Genomic DNA, 20061 nt, shown 5'->3' on the forward strand with positions numbered 1-20061 from the left:
GCCTGGAAGCTCACCGTGGCCACCGTGAGGAGCACCACGCCCGCGCCTGAGACCGCGAATATCCACCAGCCGATCGACATCCGGTAGGCATAGTGGTCCAGCCAGTGACGCATAAAGAGCCAGGACAGCGGCGTCGCGATCACCAGCGCGATACAGACCAGCCATACGAAGTCCGTGGACAACAACCGCCAGAGGGCGAAAACGGACGCGCCGAGCACCTTCCGGATGCCGATTTCCTTGGTACGTTGTTCCGCCACGAAAGACGCCAGCCCAAAGAGCCCGAGGCAGCTGATCAGGATCGCCAGCGCGGCAAAGAAGCCCGACAGCGTGCCGATGCGTTCCTCCGCGGCGAATTTGTGCGCGTATTCCGAGCTCGCGAACTTATAGTCGAAGGGGGCGGAAGGGATGTATTGTTTGAAAACGGATGCCACCCGCTCCAACGCGGCGGCTGTACCCATCCTGGGGTCCAGCTTTATCGTCATCCAATTAAAATTCTTGTAGTTCATGAAATAGATCCCTCCCCTTATCTCCCCGTACGGGTCGTCGATGACAAGGTTCCGGACGACGCCGACGATCGTATAGTTCGAGGCGTCGGAACCGCTTCCCCAGGTCAGCCTGGTCCCGACGGGGTTCGTGATCCCCATGAAGCGGGCCAGGGACTCGTTGATAATGACGGACGTGGAATCTGAGGCATAACCCCGCGAAAAATCGCGTCCCTGGACGATTTGCCAGCCGATGGTCTTACCGTAGTCGTGGCTGACCCAGGTGGTCGTAAAATCCCCGGTCAACCCCGGCGGCTTCCCGGGCCAGCTAAAACCGGCGCTGGCCTGCCAGGTTTCCGTGAGCGGCGAGGACGACTCCGCGAACTCGCTGACGGCGCCACTGCGAAGCATGGCATTGCGCATGACATCATAACCTACGCTGAAAAAATCGGGCGACTTCATCTGGACCATGACGACGCCCCCGGCGTTATAACCCTTTGGCCTGTCCTTGGTGTGTTGTATCTGGCCGTAGACGATAACCGTGCCGATGATCAGCGCCAGCGAAATGCTGAACTGGAGCACTACGAGGACCTTCCTCGGGAGCGAGGCGGCCCGGCCGGCCTGGGTGGCCCCCTTGAGTACCCGGATCGGCCGGAAAGAAGACAGGTACAGGGCAGGATAGCTGCCCGCGATCAAGCCGGTAAGGGTGCAAAAACCCAGCCCGATAAGCCAAAAAAACGGGCTGCCCCAGGGCATCGACAGTTGTTTGTCCGAAACGCCATTGAACCATGGCAGTGCGAGCCAGGCCAGCAACACGGCCAGCACGCCAGCGTGCAGGACTGTCCAGAATGATTCCAGGTAGAACTGCGCCACCAGCTGGCTTTTGAGCGAACCGATCGTTTTGCGGATGCCGACTTCCCTGGCCCGTTTTTCCGACCGCGCGGTGCTGAGGTTCATGAAATTGATACAGGCAAGGAACAGGACAAAAATCGCCACGATGGCGAACAACCGCACGTATTCTATCAACCCGCCGGTCTGCACGCCGGCTTCGAAGTGGGAGCGAAGGTGCCAATCCTTCATAGGCAACAGGAAAAGCCTGGAATTGTATTTTTGATCCTCCCTGGATTCATGCCTGCGCTTTACGTCTACGATGGCTTTGTCAGCCGCGGCCATGCCGACGCCATCGGCCAGTTCCGTGAGTATTTGAAACGAGTTGTTGTCCCATTGTGTTTCGGACCGCTTCACCCAGTCCGCGCCAAAAGCGTACATCGGCCATGCCCCGATGAAGTCCAGGTTGGCGAACTGCGAATTGTTGGGCATGTTTTCGTACACACCCGTCACCGTTGCGTCCATGGCGTTTCCGATACGGATCGTCCGCCCCAGGGGATCGGCGTCGCCAAAAAAGACTTTGGCGGCGCTCGCGGAAAGCAGGATGGAGTGCGGGTCTTTCAGCCCGTCCCAGTTACCCCGCCGCATCGATAGGGTAAGCAGGCGGGGGGCGTCCTCGCCCATAAAGGTGCCGGTCTTCGAGAGTTGCTTATCGCCAAACGCGAGGGTATTGTCCCCCTTCCATCCCGAGACCACGACGTATTTGAACGTGTTGCGGTAGTTCGTCTGGAGCTCCTTCACCAGTGGGAGCGGCTGCCCCAGGAAGGCCTCGGTTTCCCCGTTGACCGTCTGACGCTGATACACCTGCGCGATGCGGTCATAGTTCGCAAAGTTCTTGTTGAACTGCGTCTCGTCATAGATCCAGAGACCGATCAGGAAGGCCACCGCCATGCCGACGGCGAGCCCCCCGATATTGATAACCGAGGACATCCGGTCCTTGACCAGGTTCCTCCAGGCGATGTGGATGTAGCTGCGGAACATACGGCGTCCCGCGACAAAGGGAGTGCCGGTTTATAACCCGTTGGAAAACAGTATGCTTATGGCTTTGTCGTCGTCCGGTTCCGGACGATCGTCGTCCGGTCGCGCGTCACCAGGGTCAGTTCCGCGTCGGTCGCTTTGAAGAGCTCCGGGTAGGCGTCCGCCAGCTCCCGGACCAACGCCTGCCGGTCGGTAAAGACGCCCGGGATATTGACCCAGCTCCCCCGGACGCAAACCTGACGGGTATTGGGGGGGAATGATCCCAACGGGATGCTGTCCAGGTTGCCGGTGATGGGGATGAATCGTGTTTGGCCGGTCATCCCATTGCCGGTGACCGTGAGCTCGATACACCCCCGGCTATCATGATAAGCCGGCGTCTCCGTTATAACCACCCTGTGGTTTCGGCAGGTAAGCCCGGCCGCCCCCAATAGGAGCGCCGGCATGAGCAATCGCAAGGTCACATGATAAACATACTCAATTTTTTCCAGAAGATAATCGTCCCCGTAAGTCCCCCATGGGGCTTGAGCGCATAGTCGGGGATGACGCCCGCGCGGATGTAACCCATCTTTTCGTAGAAACCGGCGGCGCCCTCGTCTTCCGCGGTGTCGAGGTTGATGACGGTGCGGCCGCGGTCCAAGGCGATCCGCTCGGCCTCCAGCAGGAGCTGGGTCGCCACGCCCCGGCCGCGAAACGCGACCCGCGTCATCATCTTGGCGAGCTCGGCCCTGTGGGGTTGGTTGGGCGGGCAGTCGAGCAACAACGTCAGCGTGCCGATTAGTGAGGGTCCGTCCCAGGCGCCCAGCACGACGCGTGTGCCCTTGTCCGCTTCGGCCAGGGAAGCGCGCCAAAACGCGGTAGCATCCGCGACGGACAGCGGGTGCATAAAGCTCACGGAGCCGCCGGCGGCGACGGTTTCGACGAGGAGGTCCGCCAGGGCGTCGATAGTTGACGGCGATGCCGCTATGGGAGCGATGATCATGCGACGAAGATAAGAACAATCGTTTGCGCCATCCTGAGCGAGAAATTTCCCTAACTTGGCGCATGACCCGACACAACCTTCTCCTGACGATTGCCCTTATCACGCTGGCGGCTTGTCAGCAAAACCGAAAAGCCAGCATCCTGGTGTTTTCGGAAAAAGGCGCTCATCCCGATAGCACGGTGCTGCTGAGCGTCCTCAAACAAGGCGCCATCGCTGATACCACGACGGACCCGGCCAAGTTCAACGACAGTAATTTGCAGCGATATACCGCGGTGGCGCTCCTGGACCTGGATGGGGACGACCTGCCGTTTATGAGCCGGGTGGCGCTGAGGCGCTTCCTGGAAGCGGGGGGCGGTCTGTTGCGGGTTGGCCGCCACGGCGTCATGGACTACGACTGGGCCTGGTACAAACGGCTGATAGCGGGGGACCACACTTATGGCGACCGGGTTTTCAATACCGACACGGCGACGGAGGCGGGCCTAAAGCACGGACTCAAACAGGTATCCGACGCCGTGGGCAGCCTGGATTACAGCCGCGCAAAAACGGAATACCCGCCGCTGGAAGCGCATTTTACACGGGTGCCGCTGGCGCTCGGGCAGTTCTTCGAGCCTACCGAGATGACGATCCTCCCCAACCTGGACATCCTGGTGGTCGAACGCCGGGGGGACATCCTGCTCTACAAAAACGAAACGCACACGCTCAAACAGGCGGGGTACCTGGCCGCCTATTTTCATACCACCAAACCGGGCGTCAACGTCGAGGAAGGGGTGCTCGGGCTGAGCAAGGACCCGGACTACAGCCAGAACCACTGGGTATACATCTACTACAGCGCGCTGGACAGCCCGATGAACCGGTTGTCGCGGTTTACGTTCATAAACGATACGCTCGACCCGGCCACCGAAAAGGTCATCCTCACGGTACACACCACACGCGACATCTGTTGTCATACCGGCGGGTCGATCGCCTTTAGCCACGACGGGCTGATGTACGTGTCCACGGGGGACAACTCCACGCCGTTCGACGAGCCGCACCAGAAATACGTCAGCAACAGTTTTGCGCCGCTCAACCAAAACCCCGGGCACGAACAGTACGATGCCGAGCGCTCCGCCGGGAACGCCAACGACCTCCGGGGAAAGATCCTGCGTATCCGCGTCCACAAGGATGGGTCCTATTCCATACCGGATGGCAACCTTTTCCCGCCGGGTACGCCGGGGACGCGCCCCGAGATCTATGTGATGGGCGACCGGAACCCCTACCGCATTTCGGTGGACCAGGCCAACGGCTGGCTCTATTGGGGGGAAGTCGGCCCGGACGCGGGGAGCGACAGCCTAGATTCGCGCGGACCCCGCGGGTACGACGAGGTCAACCAGGCCCGGAAGGCCGGGAACTTCGGCTGGCCATTCTTTGTCGGGCACAACTACGCCTACCATTCCTACAACTATACCAACGGTACGCACGGGACGGCCTTCGATCCCGCGCATCCCCGGAACACGTCGCCCAACAACACGGGTATACAGGATTTGCCGCCGGCCCAACCGGCGTTTATCTGGTATCCGTATGCCAACTCCCCCGAGTTCCCCGAGGTCGGCAACGGCGGGCGGACGGCGATGGCGGGACCGGTCTACCACGTCAAAGACTTTCCCGAATCCACGCGTTACCCGGACTACTACGACGGCAAGGTCTTTATCTACGAATGGATCCGGGGCTGGATCAAGGCCGTGACGCTGAATAAGGACGGCGACCTGGAGGAAATGGAGCCGTTTATGCCGCACCTCCAGATGCACAACACCATTGATTTCGAAGTCGGTCCCGACGGGCGGTTTTACCTGCTGGACTACGGCACCGCGTGGTTCGCCAAGAACGCCGACGCCGGGCTGTACCGGATCGATTACGACCCCAACGTAGACTTCATCGCGGCCGCCGCGGCGGACACCGCCTCCGTGGCCAGCACGCCGGTCATTGCCACCGGTCGCGCCCTCGTCAAGACCCTCGACTGCAAAAGCTGTCACCAGGAATCCACCAAGTCGATCGGGCCATCCTTTGAGATGGTGTCCGAAAAGTACCAGGGCCATACCGGTGTGGAATCCTACCTGACGCAAAAGGTCATGAAGGGCGGCAGCGGCGTATGGGGCGACGTGGCCATGTCGGCGCATCCCGATATCAACCAGGAAGACCTGCACAAAATCATCCAATACGTCTTAGCTTTGGCGGATCAAAAGAAGAAGCCTTGACGACATTTCTCGCCGTTGTCCTTTTACAGGCCATCGGCCACGTCCACTCCGGTTCCAAGCCCGTTCCCCACGCCACCGTGCGCGTGCTCAATACCGATATCGAAGTAACTACGGATAGCGCGGGCACGTTCGCGCTACCCGGGAGCGGCTATCAATTGTATGTAACCGCTCCTGGCTACGCGAGCCAAATCACCACCGCCACCGACATCGACCTGAAGCCCTCCGTGATCCAGCTGGGCGAGGTCGTCGTGACCGCCGACAAACGCGAACAGGACGCGCGCGAGCTCCCGCTGAGCGTTGCCACGCTGGACGCCCGCGACGTGGAGGCCGCCCGGCTGTGGGAAGCCGAGGACCTGCGCACCCTCGTGCCGAACCTGTATGCGGCGAGCCCCGGCGACGGCCGGAATGTCATCACGATCCGCGGTATCACCAGCGCAACGAGCTACGACCCCGCGGTGACCACGTATATCGACGGGGTGGGGGCGATGACGCTCGACACGTATATACCCAACCTCTTCGACATCGACAGGATCGAGGTCCTCAAAGGCCCGCAGGGCACGCTGTATGGGCGTAACGCCATGGGCGGGGTGATCAATATCGTGACGCGGCCGCCGGTGGGGTATGCCAGGGGTTTCGCGGAAGCCAGCTTTGGCAACTATGGCTTGCAGCGCTATACCGCGGGGGTCTCGACGCCTTTTACGAAAGGCTTGTCCTTGTCCGCCGCCATACTCTACGAAAGCCGCAACGGTTATTATACCAACGACTACGACAACACTAACTATGACGCGCAACACCGTTTTGGCGGGAACTATTCGCTGCGCTGGCGGATCAATCCCCGGTGGTCGGTCGAAGCCAACCTGAAGCACCTGGAGAACCGCAACCACGGCGCCTTTCCGCTGGACGCCACGCCGGAGATGGCGCTGGCGACGCCCTACCACGTGGACCAGGACGCCAATACGCTGATGATCGACAATACGTTAAATGCGTCCATCACGGCAAAATATACCGGCCGGGGCCTGACCTTCAGCACGCAAACGGCGTATGCCTCGAACAACCGCTATTACCGGCAACCCATCGACGGCGACTTTTCCCCGGCGGACGCGGTGTCCATCGTGAACAACTATGGCAAGCCGTGGAATAAGGTGCGGAACGTGTCCGAGGAGCTCCGGCTTGGCAACACGGGCGGCGGCCCCTGGACGTGGACCACGGGCGTCTATGGCTTCTACCGCGACGTGCCCAACAAACAGGGCACGCACTTCGGGCGGGACGCGGCGCTGGTGGGCTCGCCGGATACCAATTATACCATCGTCAATACGTCGAACCTGTATGGCGCGGGGCTGGCCGCGTATGGGCAGGCGACGCGCGCGCTGGCGCACGGCTGGAGCGTAACCGCCGGTTTGCGCTACGACTACGAGCACGACTACGAACGGGTTTCCGGCCAGTACGTGCCGGATGGCGGCGCGGGTTTTACGACGCAACCGGACACATCGGCGTCGGCGTCCTATGGGGCGTTTTCGCCGATGGTCGCCATAGGCAAACAAATCAAACGCACCAATCTTTATGCCCGTTACGCCCGCGGCTATCGCACCGGCGGGCTCACCGCGATCAGCGGCGACCCGACCCAGCCGCCGCTCTACCCGTACAAACCGGAATACAGCAGCAACTGGGAATTGGGGGCGAAGGGGCGCTATTTCAAGGACCGGGTGGAGGTGAACGCCGCCGTTTTCTATTGCCTCATGAACGACGTCCAGGTACCGACGCTCGAGCTGCCCGCGGGCGTCACGGTCATCCGGAACGCCGGCAGGATGACCAGCCGCGGTGTTGACGGGGATGTTTCGGCGTTGCTGGCCCGCGGGCTCCAGCTGACCTATAGCCTCGGTGTAACGCACGCGACCTTTGACCGGCTCGATCTCTCGGAGAACGGCGCGTCGGAAGATTTAAAAGGAAAACGGCAGGTTTTTACGCCGGACATGACGTCTTCGGCTATCCTCCAATACACGGTACGGTTTGGGCTCTTTGCCGCCCACGCCCGCGCCGAATGGTCCTACGTGGGCCGCCAGTACTTCGACCTCGCCAACACCGTGGAGCAATCCTCCTACCAGGTGCTCAACGGCGGCGTTGGCGTAGGCTACAAGGACTTCACCCTCGACGGCTGGACGCGCAACCTGACGCACACGAAGTACATCGCCTATGCGTATGACTTCGGGGCCGCCCACCTGGGCGATCCCTGCACCTATGGGGTTACGCTTCGCTGGGCCGGGAGATTATGAGGCCGCGGGATTATGAGTATATTGCGCGCATGAGAAAGCTCCTTGCGCTATTGCTGGTGGTGTCGATGCACGCCGACGCCCAGAACCCGATATTCCAGGGCTGGTACGCCGATCCCGAGACCGCCGTCTATGGCGGCACGTATTGGGTCTATCCCACCTACTCGGCCCGGTACAGGGACCAGACCTTTTTTGACGCGTTTTCCTCCACCGACCTGGTGCACTGGACCAAGCACCACGACATCCTGGATACGGCGGGCGTCAAATGGGCGAAACGCGCCATGTGGGCGCCGGCCATCGCGGAAAAGGACGGGAAATACTATTTCTTTTTTGGCGCCAACGACATCCAGAACGACAGCGCCGTGGGTGGGATAGGCGTGGCCGTGGCCGATAAGCCCGGAGGACCGTACCGGGATTACCTCGGCAAGCCGCTGATCGGGGCCTTTCACAACGGGGCGCAACCCATCGACCAGGCGGTTTTCCAGGACAAAGACGGCGCCTGGTATATGATCTATGGCGGCTGGCGTCACTGCAACATCGCCCGGCTCAAGGACGACTTTACCGGTTTTATTCCCTTCCCCGACGGCTCGACGTTCAAGGAGATCACCCCCGAAGGATACGTCGAGGGCCCGTATATGATCTACCGCAACGGTAAATACTACTTCATGTGGTCCGAGGGCGGCTGGACGGGCCCCGATTATTCGGTCGCCTACGCCATGGCCGACAAACCCACGGGCCCGTTCAAGCGCATCGGTAAGATCCTCCAGCAGGACATGGCCGTGGCCACGGGCGCGGGCCACCACAGCGTCCTCCACATCCCCGGCACCGACGACTATTACATCGTCTACCACCGGCGGCCGCTCGACGAAACCGACGCGAACCACCGGGAGGTGTGTATCGATACGATGGCGTTTGGGGCGGATGGGCGGATACTACCGGTGAAGATCACACGCAGCGGGGTGCACGCGCGGCCGGCAGGGCCGTCTGCGGGGCTGACCGGGCCGGCCGCCGAAAAGCCCAAGCCGCCCGCCTCGGTGCAGCAGTTCATCGCCTACGACCAACCCGTGCTGGCGTTTACGCACTGCAACCTCGCGGACGTCGAGGGTTTGCAGGTGCGGCGCGACCAGACCGTGGTCGTGCGTAATGGGGTCATCGCGGCGATTGGCGGGGATATCCCGGCGGACGCCACCGTCATCGACTGCACCGGGAAATCACTGTTACCCGGCTACGTCCTGATGCACGAGCACATGTACTACCCCGACATCAGCCCGAACCCGGCCTATATACACTACAAACAGCTTCCTTTCACCTTCCCCAAGCTCTACCTGGCCTGCGGCGCCACCACCATCCGCACGGCGGGGAGCGTGGAACCGTATTCGGACCTGAACCTCAAACGCGACATCGACGCGGGTAAGATCGTCGGACCCAACATGGATGTAACCGCGCCGTATATCGAAGGGGTAGGGGCCTTCGCGCCCCAGATGCACGAGTGCAAGGGCCCGCAGGACGCCAAGGCATTCGTGAACTTCTGGGCGGACCAGGGCTGTACGTCGTTCAAGGCCTACAACGTGCTCGACCGGCCCACCCTCAAAGCCGCCATCGACGCGGCCCACGCCCGCGGGCTGAAAATCACCGGCCACCTTTGCTCGGTGACGTACCACGAAGCGGCGGAGATGGGGATCGACCAGCTGGAGCACGGTTTTCTCGCGGCTACGGATTTCATTCCCGGAAAAAAGGAGGACGCGTGTATGAACGCGGCTAACCCGCTGGCTACCGCCGATTCCACGGGTGCCACGGCGCTCATCCGGTACATGGTCTCGCGCAAAGTCATCCTGACGTCAACGCTCGCGGTATTTGAAGGCATGAGCACCGCGGACTCGCTGCCGCATCCCGATGTGCTTTCCGCGATGTCCCCGGACACGCGCGACCTGTTTGAAAAATCACTTACCCGTCACCGTAGCCCCGCGTATAACGGCGCCATGGCGCGAGACATGCAGCTCGAGCGCCAGTTCGCCGACGCCGGCGGCCTCCTCACCGTGGGTACCGACCCGACCGGCAACGGCGCGGTCCTGGCGGGCTATGGCAGCCTGCGCGCGATCGAGCTCCTGACCGGGGAAGGATGGACGCCCATCGAGGCCATCCGGATCGCCACCCTCAATGGCGCGCAGGCGCTGGGGCTGCAAAGCCGTATAGGCTCGATCGCCGTCGGCAAAACGGCCGACCTTATCGTCATCGATGGCGATATAACCCATGACATCCATGCCATCCGGAACGTCCGTTGGGTGTTCAAGGCCGGCGTGGGATACGATTCCAAAAAGCTGTTCGACCTGGTCCAGGGGCACGTCGGACAGTACTAGATACCGTAGCCAAAACAAAGCGCGACATAAAAGCTGCCGACCCGGTCCGACGGCGCCCCGGTCACCGTGGCATTGGCCACGTTCCAGGCGTCCCGGGCCAGCCCCACGCGGTAGCCAATCCGGAGCAGCGGGGAATAGGCCTTCCAGGGTATCCAGCTCGTATTTTTGACCGAGAGACCCAGGTCCAGCGCGCTGTTGGTCTGGTACAGCCGTAGCGCGTTGGCGCTCCCCAACGCGTCGTCAAAGGTGGTCGCGGTCGTCGCCTGCGGGATGTCCACGCGGATATACTGGACGTTCGCCCCCACGATCGGGCTGAATATCCAGTGACGGGTATGGAGGACGTTGGTGGACACATAAAAGCCATATTCGCCGCCAAAAGACTCGTCCCCGCCCAGGCCGTCCAGCAAGGAAAACTCCGTCCCGACCACCAGCTGGCTGAACCGGTAGGCGGCGCCAAAACCTACCTGTGTGGCGCTCCCGCCCGCGGCTGTTTTGCCGTCGGCCTCGAGCCGGTGGTTAAGCCCGTGAAAATCGAAGTAGCTAAAACCTAGCTGGGCATAGAGCTCCACGCCAAAACCCGTGTAGAAGCGGGCGCTATCCTGGGCGCGCGCGCACACCGCCGCCAGGCAGAACGAGGTAAGGAAAAGAAAGCGTTGCATGTGGGGTTGTTTAGGATTCCGTCCATCAAAATACTGCACAGGCCCTATATTTGAAAGCCAATAAAATCCTAAAACGCATGTTCGTCATCGACGCCCACCTGGACCTTAGCATGAACGCCCTCGAATGGAACCGTGACCTCCGGCAGCCGGTACAGGCCATACGCGACCGCGAAAACGGGCTCTCCGACAAACCCGACCGCGCCAGGGGCACCGTATCCCTGCCGGAGCTGCGCAAAGGCAACGTGGGTCTGGTCGTCGCTACCCAGATCGCGCGATACGTGGCCCCGGACAACCCGCTCCCCGGCTGGCACAGCCCCGAGCAGGCGTGGGCCCAGACCCAGGGCCAGCTGGCCTGGTACAAAGCCATGGAGACGGCGGGGGAGATGGTCATGGTAAAAGACCTCGTAAGCCTCGAACGACACCTCGCGGATTGGCCCATGGGCGGCCCCATCGGGTATATCCTCAGCCTCGAAGGCGCGGACTCCATCGTGACCGTGGACTTCCTGGATACAGCCTATGCTGAGGGCTTGCGCGCCCTCGGCCCCGCCCACTACGGCCCCGGCCGCTACGCCAACGGGACGGATGCGAACGGCGGTCTTTCCGTCGACGGACGCGCTTTGCTTCAAAAAATGGAATCCCTGGGGATCATCCTTGACGCCACGCACCTGTGCGACGACGCCTTCTGGGATGCGATGGACCTGTATAACGGTCCCGTGTGGGCCAGCCACAACAACTGCCGCGCGCTCGTCGACCACAACCGCCAGTTCAGCGACCACATGATCCGCGCGCTCGTGGCGAAGGGCGCCGTGATCGGCGGCGCGCTCGACGCATGGATGCTCGTCCCCGGCTGGGTACGCGGACAATCGACGCCGGCCGCGATGGACTGTACCCTTGACAAGCTCGTCGACCACCTCGACCACATCTGCCAGATCGCCGGCAACGCCCGCCACGTGGGCCTCGGGACCGATCTCGACGGAGCCTTCGGCAAAGAGCAATGCCCGTACGACCTGGAAACGATCGCGGACCTGCAGAAGATCCCCGCGCTGCTCGACCGGCGCGGTTATTCCGCCGCCGACATCGACGGCATCATGCACGGCAACTGGTTGCGTTTCCTGCGGGAGGCGTGGAGCTAGCGGGCAGGCCCGTACGACGCCTTAAGGCGCCGGTGTAACGAGCCCGATGGTATTCCCTTCGGGGTCCCGGAACCATGCAAAGTGGCTCTTGTCCGGCAGCGGCACCGGACCTAACAGCTTTTTCCCACCCGCAGCCTCGATACGCCGGAGCGTGTCCGCGATGTCATCCGTGCGGATGTAAAAGGTTACATACTGGTGCGGCTCGTGACCCAGTGCGGTGATGTGGCCCTGGATGCCGTCGGCGGAGCCGGTTTGGAGATGGGCGGCGTAAGGCGGCGCCATCAACGGCGACCAGCCAAAAAGACCGGTGTAAAACGCGGTCGTTTTCTCCAGGTCCTGGCAACCGATTTCGAAGTGGACAACGGGATGGTTCATGGGACGAAAATAGCGTTCCTACTCTTTCAGGAATTGTAAAAATGTTTCCCGGTCCAGCGATTTCCGCCGAATTGCTTCATGTCCTGACCTTTATCGATCAACCAGCGTCGGAATAGCCTGGTAATACAATACATTGGACCGGATGTGCTCCTGGTCGCACCGTTTGTATTGCAGGATGCTACGCGGGCGGTAACGATCCTCCACCCTGGTCGCGACAAAGGCGATCCGGTACTCCGTATGGTTACGCATGGCGTGGTTGAGCCCCACGATCCGGAAGGGGCTGAGCTCGAACCGGTAAACCTGGTGCGGACCGATGAAGAGGGGACGGTGTCCCTGTTTTTCCCAATCCAGCAGCGAATCCCCCCTGGCCTTACAGTAGTCCGCCAACGGTTGCGGTGGCCCGAACCAAAGGTCGCTCCTGTCCGGGAACCGCGAGAAAATCTCGTTCGTCTCGGGGATGAACATCGGCGGCACAAATTCCTCCCGCCGGTCGATCAGGGTGTCCGGCACGAATACCCCGCCCTCCAGACGATACAGGTGGATGGTCCCCATATCCCACCCAGGTATGTACACCGCGTTCGATGTATGGTTGATGATCTGGATGCCCAACGCCAGGTCGCGCGCGTCGCGCCCGCGGGTCTCCTGGATCAATTCGAGACGTATTTCCACGCCTGAATCGCGTGGCGAGCCGGCAGCGGCGCACAGGAAAAGGATAGGGAGTATCATATTCGTAAGATACAAATACGCTCCGCAAAACCGCGGGCGATCGCTGCCATGTCACGGCTCCGGGCTCACCGCGGTCCAGCCGCCGTCGACGACGAGGCATTGGCCGGTGATGTGCCGGGCGGTATCGGATACGAGGAACAGGACGGTTTCGGCGATGTCTGCGGTCGTAGCCGCGCGGCCCATGGGGGTGATCTCGGCCCAGCGCTCGGCGTAGCCGGGGGTTTTCTGGGTCCGTTCGGTCAGGGTGGCGCCGGGGGCGACGGTGTTAACATTGATCCGGTGTGGGGAGAGCTCGATGACGAGGCTCCGGGCCAGCATTTCGATCGCGGCCTTGCTCATCCCATAGGCGCTCAGGTCGCGGTGGGCCTGGTGGCCCGTCACGGACGACATAAAGAGCAGCGATCCCCCGGAACCCTGCGCGATCATTTGCCGCGCCGCCGCCTGCGCCAGGAAGAACGTCCCCGCCAGGTTCACCTTGACGAGCGCGTTGAACGACGCCAGGGGATAGTCGAGGAAGGGGCCGAAGAGCGTCACCCCGGCGTTGGGGATGGCGATGTCGAGACGGCCGAATTGCGTTACGGCGGTCTCCACGAGCCGTTCGATCACCGCCGGGTCCGAGGCGTCGCCGGCCACCGCGATCGCTCGCGACGCTGCGTTCCGGAGGTTGACCGCGGCCGCCGCCTGCTCCGCCAGCGCCGCGTCCACGTCGTTGAGCACGACCGAGGCGCCCGCCGCGCACAACCGCGCCGCGATCTCGAAGCCGATCCCCTGGCCCGCGCCCGTAATAATCGCCGTCTTATGTGCAAATGGCTGCATAGCGAACGCTTAGTGCGAATCCTTTAATACCGTCGACCCCGAGCCACCGCGCAGGAACCCGAAATCGGCGCCCGTATGCGCCTGCTCGACGTTGTCGAGGTACATCCGCACATACCCGCGGGGATACCCGCTGGGCTCGGGTTTCCAGGCGGCCCGGCGGCGAGCCAGCTCCGCGTCGGAGACCAGGAGGTTCAGGCTGCGCGCGGGGATGTCGAGGGCGACGACGTCACCGGTTTGCACCAGGGCCAGCGCGCCGCCCACGGCGGATTCGGGCGATACGTGGAGGACGACCGTACCAAAGGCGGTGCCGCTCATGCGGCCGTCGGAGATGCGGACCATGTCGGTCACGCCCTGCTCCAGCAGCTTTTTGGGGAGGCCCATGTTGCCGACCTCGGGCATACCGGGGTAGCCCTTCGGACCGACGCTCTTGAGCACCAGCACGCTGTCCTTGTCTACTTCCAGTAAAGGATCGTCGATCCGCGCCTTGTAGTCGTCGATATTTTCGAACACCACCGCTTTGCCGGAGTGCTGCAACAGGTGGGGGCTGGCGGCCGACGGTTTCACCACGGCGCCGTCGGGACAAAGGTTGCCGCGCAACACGATGATGCCCGACAGCGGGTTCACCGGTTGATCCAGGGGGGCGATGACTTCGGTATTCAGCGACCGGTAGCGGGCCACGTTATCGCTCAGCGAGTGGCCGTTGACCGTGAGCGCGCCGCCGTGCAGGTGCGGCAAAAGCTCCTGCATCACCGCGGGCAAACCGCCGGCGTAGTACAGGTCTTCCATAAAGTATTTACCCGATGGCTGCAGGTTGGCCAGCAAGGGAACGCCTTCGGAGAAGCGGTCAAAGTCGTCGATGGTCAGCGGCACGCCCACCCGCCCAGCGATCGCCAGCAAATGCACCACGAAATTCGACGAGCCCCCGATGGCCGCGTTCACGCGGATGGCGTTTTCAAAGGATTCGCGTTTGAGGATGGCCGATAGCCGCATGTCCTCCCGCACCATCTCCACGATGCGCCGCCCGCTGAGCTGCGCGAGTACCTTGCGGCGGGAGTCGGCCGCCGGGATGGCCGCGTTTTCCGGGAGGGAAAGCCCGAGCGCCTCGACCATACACGCCATAGACGAAGCCGTGCCCATCACCGCGCAGTGACCGCGGCTGCGGCACATGCCCGCCTCCGCCTCGTTCATCTCGTCCTGGGTCACGTGGTTCGACCGTAACCCGTCGGTCAACCGCCAGACGTCGCTGGTCGCGATGTCCCTGCCCTGGAACTTCCCGGTCAGCATGGCGCCCCCGCTCACCACCAGCGTGGGCAGGTCCACGCTACAGGCGCCCATGACCAATGCGGGCGTCGTTTTGTCGCAGCCGCAGAGCAGCACCACCCCGTCCAGCGGGTTGGCGCGGATCGATTCCTCCACGTCCATACTCACGAGGTTACGGTACAGCATAGCCGTAGGCTTTATCAGCGTTTCGCCGAGCGACATCACCGGAAATTCCAACGGGAAACCGCCCGCTTGCAAAACGCCCCGCTTCACGGACTCCGCTAATTCGCGGAAGTGCGCGTTGCAGGGCGTTAGCTCCGACCAGGTATTACAGATACCGATAACCGGCTTGCCTTCGAATTCGTCCGCGGGGAAACCCTGGTTTTTCATCCAGGCGCGGTAAATAAAACCGTCTTTTCCCTTCTTGCCAAACCATTGGCTGCTTCTCAAGGGGTTCATGGCCCCAATTTAAGGGAAAATCGCGGGGTGCGGCAACACGGAGCGTCGTTTGCCGCGCCGTCGCGCTATTGTGTCCCGCCGCCGGGCTGCCCGCCGCCGGAATCGCCGCCCGACGACGTGCCGCTGCCGTTTTCCAACAGGCGGTAGATTTCATCCAGGTTAGGCGTGAGGATAACCTCCGTCCGCCGGTTGAGCGCGCGGCCCTCGGCGGTGCCGTTGTCCGCAACGGGGTCGTAGAACGCGTGACCCGACGAGATGACGCGTATCGGGTCCACCGCGTACGTCTTCGTAAGGATGCGCACGATCGCGTTCGAACGGGCCGTACTCAGGTCCCAGTTGTCGATAAAACGGGTGCGGATGGGCACGGTGTCGGTATGCCCTTCGATGTCCACCCGGATCGAGGTGTCCTTGTTCAGCGCGGCGGCAAGCTTACCGAGCGCGAGCTTCCCTTGCGGGTTGACCACAGCGCTGCCGGAGGGGAATAGCAAGCTCTCCTGCATGCTCACGTATACCTTCCCGTTTTTCATCGTCACGGTGAGCTCGCTGGGGCTAAAGCCGGTCAGCGCGTCGCTCATCCTTTTGAGGATGGCCTGGGTGGCGCGGTGCTGCTGGTCCATGAGCTGCTGGAGGTGTTCCAGCTTCGCCTGTTGCTCGGCCAGCTGCGCGCGGCTGCGGCCCAGCTGGGAATTTTTGTTGGCCACGTCCGAGGACAATTGACCCGCCTGGTTGCTCAGCTCCGTAACCTTGTTGGTCAGGTCCGAGATCTGCTGGTGTTGTCTGTCCGTGGTTGCCTGCAGCTCGGCGATGTGCGCAGCCTGGGAGGCGCTATCGGCACGCATCTGGGCGAGGGCTTCCTGTGAGGCCCTGAACTTACGCGTGGCAACGCAGCCGGATAGGCATAATCCGGCAATGAAAAGAAACATGGTGTTTTTCATACCAAGAAAAGTTGGTTAACCGCATACTTGCAACTTTTGGGCCAATCGGGTGGCACCATTGTTGCAACTTGCCGCGTATAACCAACACCTATACCACCATGGCAAGCACACTAGCCGACGCGCACAAAGCCGTCTTTACCGAAGACCTGCGTCGTAAGATATCCGCCCTTTTGGGGGAACGCGAGCAGGATATACACAAAGCCATCGACGCTTCGGGCCCCGCGATCCATACCGCTATCCTCAAACGAACGGAATTGCCGGACGGTCCCATGGCCATATACAACCTGTCGCAACAGGCAGTGGGGAACGATTTACACGGATACCTCCATGAGCTGGTGAGCGGCACCGGCGGTTTGGCCGTGGGTAACGCGCTGTCCGCCAAAGGAGGCGATTATTATAAGGCCATCCTCGGCGAGCGCACCGAGCCGATGGTCCAGGAAATCTCACGCTTTGCCGCCGTCAAGGCCGACAGCGCGGCATTCCTGCTGGGTCTGTCGGCGTTTGTCGCCCTCGACGCCATCGGCCGTCACATCCACCACAACAGCCTCGACCTGGCCGGCACGAATCATTGGCTCTGGTCGCAGCGCGACGCCATCGTGGCTTCCATTCCCGCCGGGCTGAGCGTGGCGCAGGCGCTCGGGCTCCAAAGGCTCCCGGGCTCGAAAGAAACCACCTCCGCCCGCCGCAACTCGCTCGTCTATGGCATCATCGCCATCATCATACTGATCGGCATCCTCTTCTACGTTTTCAAGACCTGTAACCGCGCACCGACGTACGGTCCTAACCAAAACGACACCACCACCCGCGCCGTGACCGACACCGCAGCGCCGCCGGATACCACCGCCAGCTATCCCGTAACCCTACCCAACAACACGACCCTCAACGCCGTCAAAGGCGGCACCGAAGACCGGCTTGTCGCCTTCCTGAGCGATCCCAACCAAAAGATCGACCGTAAGAACGGGAACTGGTTCGAGTTTACGCGCGTCCGTTTTGCCAGCAACAGCGCGCAACTGCTGCTGGAATCGGAATCCCAGCTGCGCAACATCGTCGGTATCCTGCAGGCGTTCCCCAAGGCCCGGATACGCATCGGCGGTTATACCGACAATACCGGCGACTCATTGGAAAACCTGCGTCTTTCGCAAGCGCGCGCCGACAGCGTGCTCGCCCGCCTGGAAGCGTTCGGCGCGTCAAAACACCAGCTCGACGGCGCCAAAGGTTACGGTTCTCAATATCCCATAGGCGACAACGGTACGCCCGATGGGCGGTCGATGAACCGGCGCATGGCGCTCGAGGTCCGCGACAAGTAGCGCGGCGGCCCCGTTAACGCCTCAGGCGCCCGACAAACGACCTTTCCGGCATGCCGCAAATACCCTAATTTGCGGCATGCTCTTCCTTCTCGTCAAGTTCGCGGTCGTCATTTTCCTGACCTACGTGTATGGCCTGGCGGTTACCGATGGGCTCGGCAGGCTTGTCCGCGGCGGCACGTCGTCCTTCTCGCTGACGGCGATCGCGGGGCTGATCGCGTTAAACGTGCTGGCCACCTGGCTGTCGCTGGTGCTACCGATGGGCATTGCGGCGGATGAGGTGGTGGTGATCCTGGCCGTGCCACTATTATTCATTTACCGGCGCAGGTTGCGGGTCCGGATGGCGCCTACCGGCGTCGTCGCCTGTATATTCCTTGCGTTGACGATCGCATTTATTTTGTTTTTCTCCGGGCTTCAGTCGATCACCTATGACGAGGGGCTCTATTACAGCCAGTTTATACGGTGGACCCAAACCTATCGCGTCGTCCCCGGCCTGGCCAATTTGCAGGACCGGTTCGGCTTCAACTCCAGCTGGCACGTGCTGGCGGCGTTGTTCGACGGAGCGTGGATCACGGGGAAGGCGGTGAATCCGATCAATGGGGTGCCGTACCTGCTGATGACGATCTATTTGCTCGGCGGCCTGGCGACGCCGGGAGGGGCCGCGATGCCGGCTGGTTCCCCGGCTCCGGCCGCGTTTGGATCGCACGCCCGCTTCATGAAGCTCGCCTTGCTGGTGCTGATCAATATGCCCTGGGTCGGTGTCTACAACCTCATCGCTCCCGCCGCCGACCTCGTCGTCTTCTACCTCACGGCGCTGGCTATCCTCCTCTGGCTTGAACAGCTGGAGACCGGCGAGCCTCAACCGTTGCTGTGGCTCATCCCCGCCTATCTCCTGACGATCAAGCTGTCCGCGCTCCCGGCCTTACTGCTTACCGCCTACCTCTTTTGGAAAAGCCGCCACCGCTACATCATGATTGCCATCAGCGCGGTGATCATCGCCCCCTGGCTGATCCGGAACGTCATCCTCAGCGGATACCTGCTCTTCCCCTTCGAACGCCTCGACCTGTTTCACCCGGACTGGAAAGTGCCGGCCACCAAAGTGCGCCAGACCCGCGAGGCCATCGAGGCCTTCGGGTACCTGCGCAACAAGGTCTCCGCCGACGAAGTCCATACACGGATGGCCCGGTTAACGTACCTTTTTAAACACAACATCCGCCCCTACGATTTCCTGATCCTGCTGGCCGTGCCGCTGTCGCCCATCGTCGCCTGGTGGCGGCGACGCACGTTGCCCCAGGGGTTCTGGTGGCTGATGGCGTTTATCTGGGTGGGCGTCGCCTTTTGGTTTGTCCAGGCGCCAGACCCGCGGTTTGGGTATGGTTATCTGGCGACGCTGGTGGCGCTTGTGCTGGCGTTGTGTTTCTCCCGCGTCCGTCCCGGCGTATTCGCCCTGGCCGTTGCCCTGGCTTTTGAATGGTCCACCATCGCGTTATACCGCCACCTAAAGACGAACCTGCTCCTGGAAGGCACCATAACGCAGACGCCCAGGGTCGGTCACTGGCTGCTTCCGCAACCCTATGCGGAACCGGTAGTCGACGTCCATAACCAACCCTTCCTATACACTACGCCCGCGCAGCTCGACCTTTGCTGGGGCACCGACCTGCCCTGCGCGGATCACACCGTCGCCGGCCTCCGGATGCGCGGCGCGTCGTTGGGTGACGGCTTTGCGCCGGGCGAGCCGCCCCTGGGCGACCCCTCGCCCGGTCCGCACTTCACCGCCACCACGCTCCCCGCCGGAAAAGGCGCCTCCAGCGTAGAAGTCGCCGACCTCAACGCCGACGGCCGCCCCGACATCGTCGTCGCCAATGAAGAAGAGGGCACGATCGGGGTGTACCTTCAAACCGCGACCGGAGCATACGCGCCGATGGTAGCATTCCCGTGCGGCCCGCATCCCAACGACCTCGTCATCATCGACGTTAACGGTGACGGCCACCCGGACATCTGCGTGGCGAATACCGAAGTCGGTCAGCTCACCGTCCTGACCGGCGACGGCCATGGCGGATTCGGCGCACCTCGGGCTTTCCCCGTCTACGCCAAACCCCACACCCACGGCATCGCCGCCGGCGACTTCAACGGCGACGGCCACCCCGACCTGGCCACCGACAGCTGGGGTCTCGACCGCCTGCTGCTGCTCTATGGCGACGGTACCGGCAAC

The 20061-nt window shown here is 62.1% G+C and carries 15 protein-coding genes; 6 read left to right on the forward strand and 9 right to left on the reverse strand.

Going from position 1 to position 20061, the window contains the following annotated elements:
- The 3 genes from VL547_RS09860 to VL547_RS09870 form a co-directional block, all read right to left on the reverse strand.
- Positions 1-2351, reverse strand: a 2351-nt coding sequence (locus VL547_RS09860; RefSeq protein WP_325577493.1) for an ABC transporter permease, incomplete at its 3' end; no start/stop codon positions are given.
- A gap of 56 nt (positions 2352-2407) precedes the next feature.
- On the reverse strand, positions 2408-2809 hold the full coding sequence (locus tag VL547_RS09865; protein ID WP_325577494.1) for a hypothetical protein: 402 nt from the start codon (positions 2807-2809) through the stop codon (positions 2408-2410).
- The gene (locus tag VL547_RS09870) at positions 2806-3327 is read right to left on the reverse strand and encodes a GNAT family N-acetyltransferase (RefSeq protein ID WP_325577495.1); all 522 of its coding nucleotides are present in this window, start codon (positions 3325-3327) and stop codon (positions 2806-2808) included. The genes VL547_RS09865 and VL547_RS09870 overlap by 4 nt, the downstream gene beginning before the upstream one ends.
- Positions 3328-3389: 62 nt before the next feature.
- Here VL547_RS09870 and VL547_RS09875 point away from each other — a divergent pair, with 62 nt between their 5' ends.
- Genes VL547_RS09875 through VL547_RS09885 form a run of 3 tightly spaced genes read left to right on the forward strand, consistent with a single transcriptional unit; the run spans position 3390 to position 10182 of the window.
- Positions 3390-5558: a PQQ-dependent sugar dehydrogenase gene (locus VL547_RS09875; RefSeq protein WP_325577496.1), complete on the forward strand. Its 2169-nt coding sequence runs from the start codon at positions 3390-3392 to the stop codon at positions 5556-5558.
- The gene (locus VL547_RS09880; protein ID WP_325577497.1) at positions 5555-7828 is read left to right on the forward strand and encodes a TonB-dependent receptor; all 2274 of its coding nucleotides are present in this window, start codon (positions 5555-5557) and stop codon (positions 7826-7828) included. The genes VL547_RS09875 and VL547_RS09880 overlap by 4 nt, the downstream gene beginning before the upstream one ends.
- A 29-nt stretch (positions 7829-7857) precedes the next feature.
- Positions 7858-10182 (forward strand): family 43 glycosylhydrolase, encoded by a 2325-nt coding sequence (locus VL547_RS09885; RefSeq protein ID WP_325577498.1) that lies wholly within the window; start codon positions 7858-7860, stop codon positions 10180-10182.
- On the opposite strand, the gene VL547_RS09890 is transcribed toward VL547_RS09885, so the two are convergent.
- Entirely contained in the window at positions 10179-10841 is a 663-nt protein-coding gene (locus VL547_RS09890) for a hypothetical protein (protein WP_325577499.1), read from the reverse strand. The genes VL547_RS09885 and VL547_RS09890 overlap by 4 nt on opposite strands.
- Positions 10842-10918: 77 nt before the next feature.
- On the opposite strand from VL547_RS09890, the gene VL547_RS09895 reads away from it, so the two are divergent.
- A complete protein-coding gene (locus VL547_RS09895) occupies positions 10919-11974 on the forward strand; it encodes a dipeptidase (protein WP_325577500.1) in 1056 nt (351 codons plus the stop codon).
- A 21-nt stretch (positions 11975-11995) separates the two neighbouring features.
- On the opposite strand, the gene VL547_RS09900 is transcribed toward VL547_RS09895, so the two are convergent.
- From VL547_RS09900 to VL547_RS09920, 5 genes are all read right to left on the reverse strand, one after another.
- Positions 11996-12349 (reverse strand): VOC family protein, encoded by a 354-nt coding sequence (locus VL547_RS09900; protein ID WP_325577501.1) that lies wholly within the window; start codon positions 12347-12349, stop codon positions 11996-11998.
- 90 nt (positions 12350-12439) lie between these two features.
- Positions 12440-13075, reverse strand: coding sequence for a hypothetical protein (locus VL547_RS09905; RefSeq protein ID WP_325577502.1), 636 nt, complete (start codon positions 13073-13075; stop codon positions 12440-12442).
- Between the two features lie 51 nt (positions 13076-13126).
- Entirely contained in the window at positions 13127-13891 is a 765-nt protein-coding gene (locus VL547_RS09910; protein ID WP_325577503.1) for a glucose 1-dehydrogenase, read from the reverse strand.
- Positions 13892-13900: 9 nt separating this feature from the next.
- Positions 13901-15610, reverse strand: a complete 1710-nt coding sequence (locus VL547_RS09915; protein ID WP_325577504.1) for an IlvD/Edd family dehydratase — start codon at positions 15608-15610, stop codon at positions 13901-13903.
- 65 nt (positions 15611-15675) lie between these two features.
- Positions 15676-16545: an OmpA family protein gene (locus VL547_RS09920; protein ID WP_325577505.1), complete on the reverse strand. Its 870-nt coding sequence runs from the start codon at positions 16543-16545 to the stop codon at positions 15676-15678.
- 98 nt (positions 16546-16643) lie between these two features.
- On the opposite strand from VL547_RS09920, the gene VL547_RS09925 reads away from it, so the two are divergent.
- The gene (locus VL547_RS09925; protein ID WP_325577506.1) at positions 16644-17852 is read left to right on the forward strand and encodes an OmpA family protein; all 1209 of its coding nucleotides are present in this window, start codon (positions 16644-16646) and stop codon (positions 17850-17852) included.
- Positions 17853-17928: 76 nt separating this feature from the next.
- Positions 17929-20061: VCBS repeat-containing protein (locus VL547_RS09930; RefSeq protein ID WP_325577507.1), on the forward strand; the 2133-nt coding region annotated here is incomplete at its 3' end.

This window comes from Dinghuibacter sp., assembly GCF_035492835.1.
Lineage (GTDB): Bacteria > Bacteroidota > Bacteroidia > Chitinophagales > Chitinophagaceae > Dinghuibacter.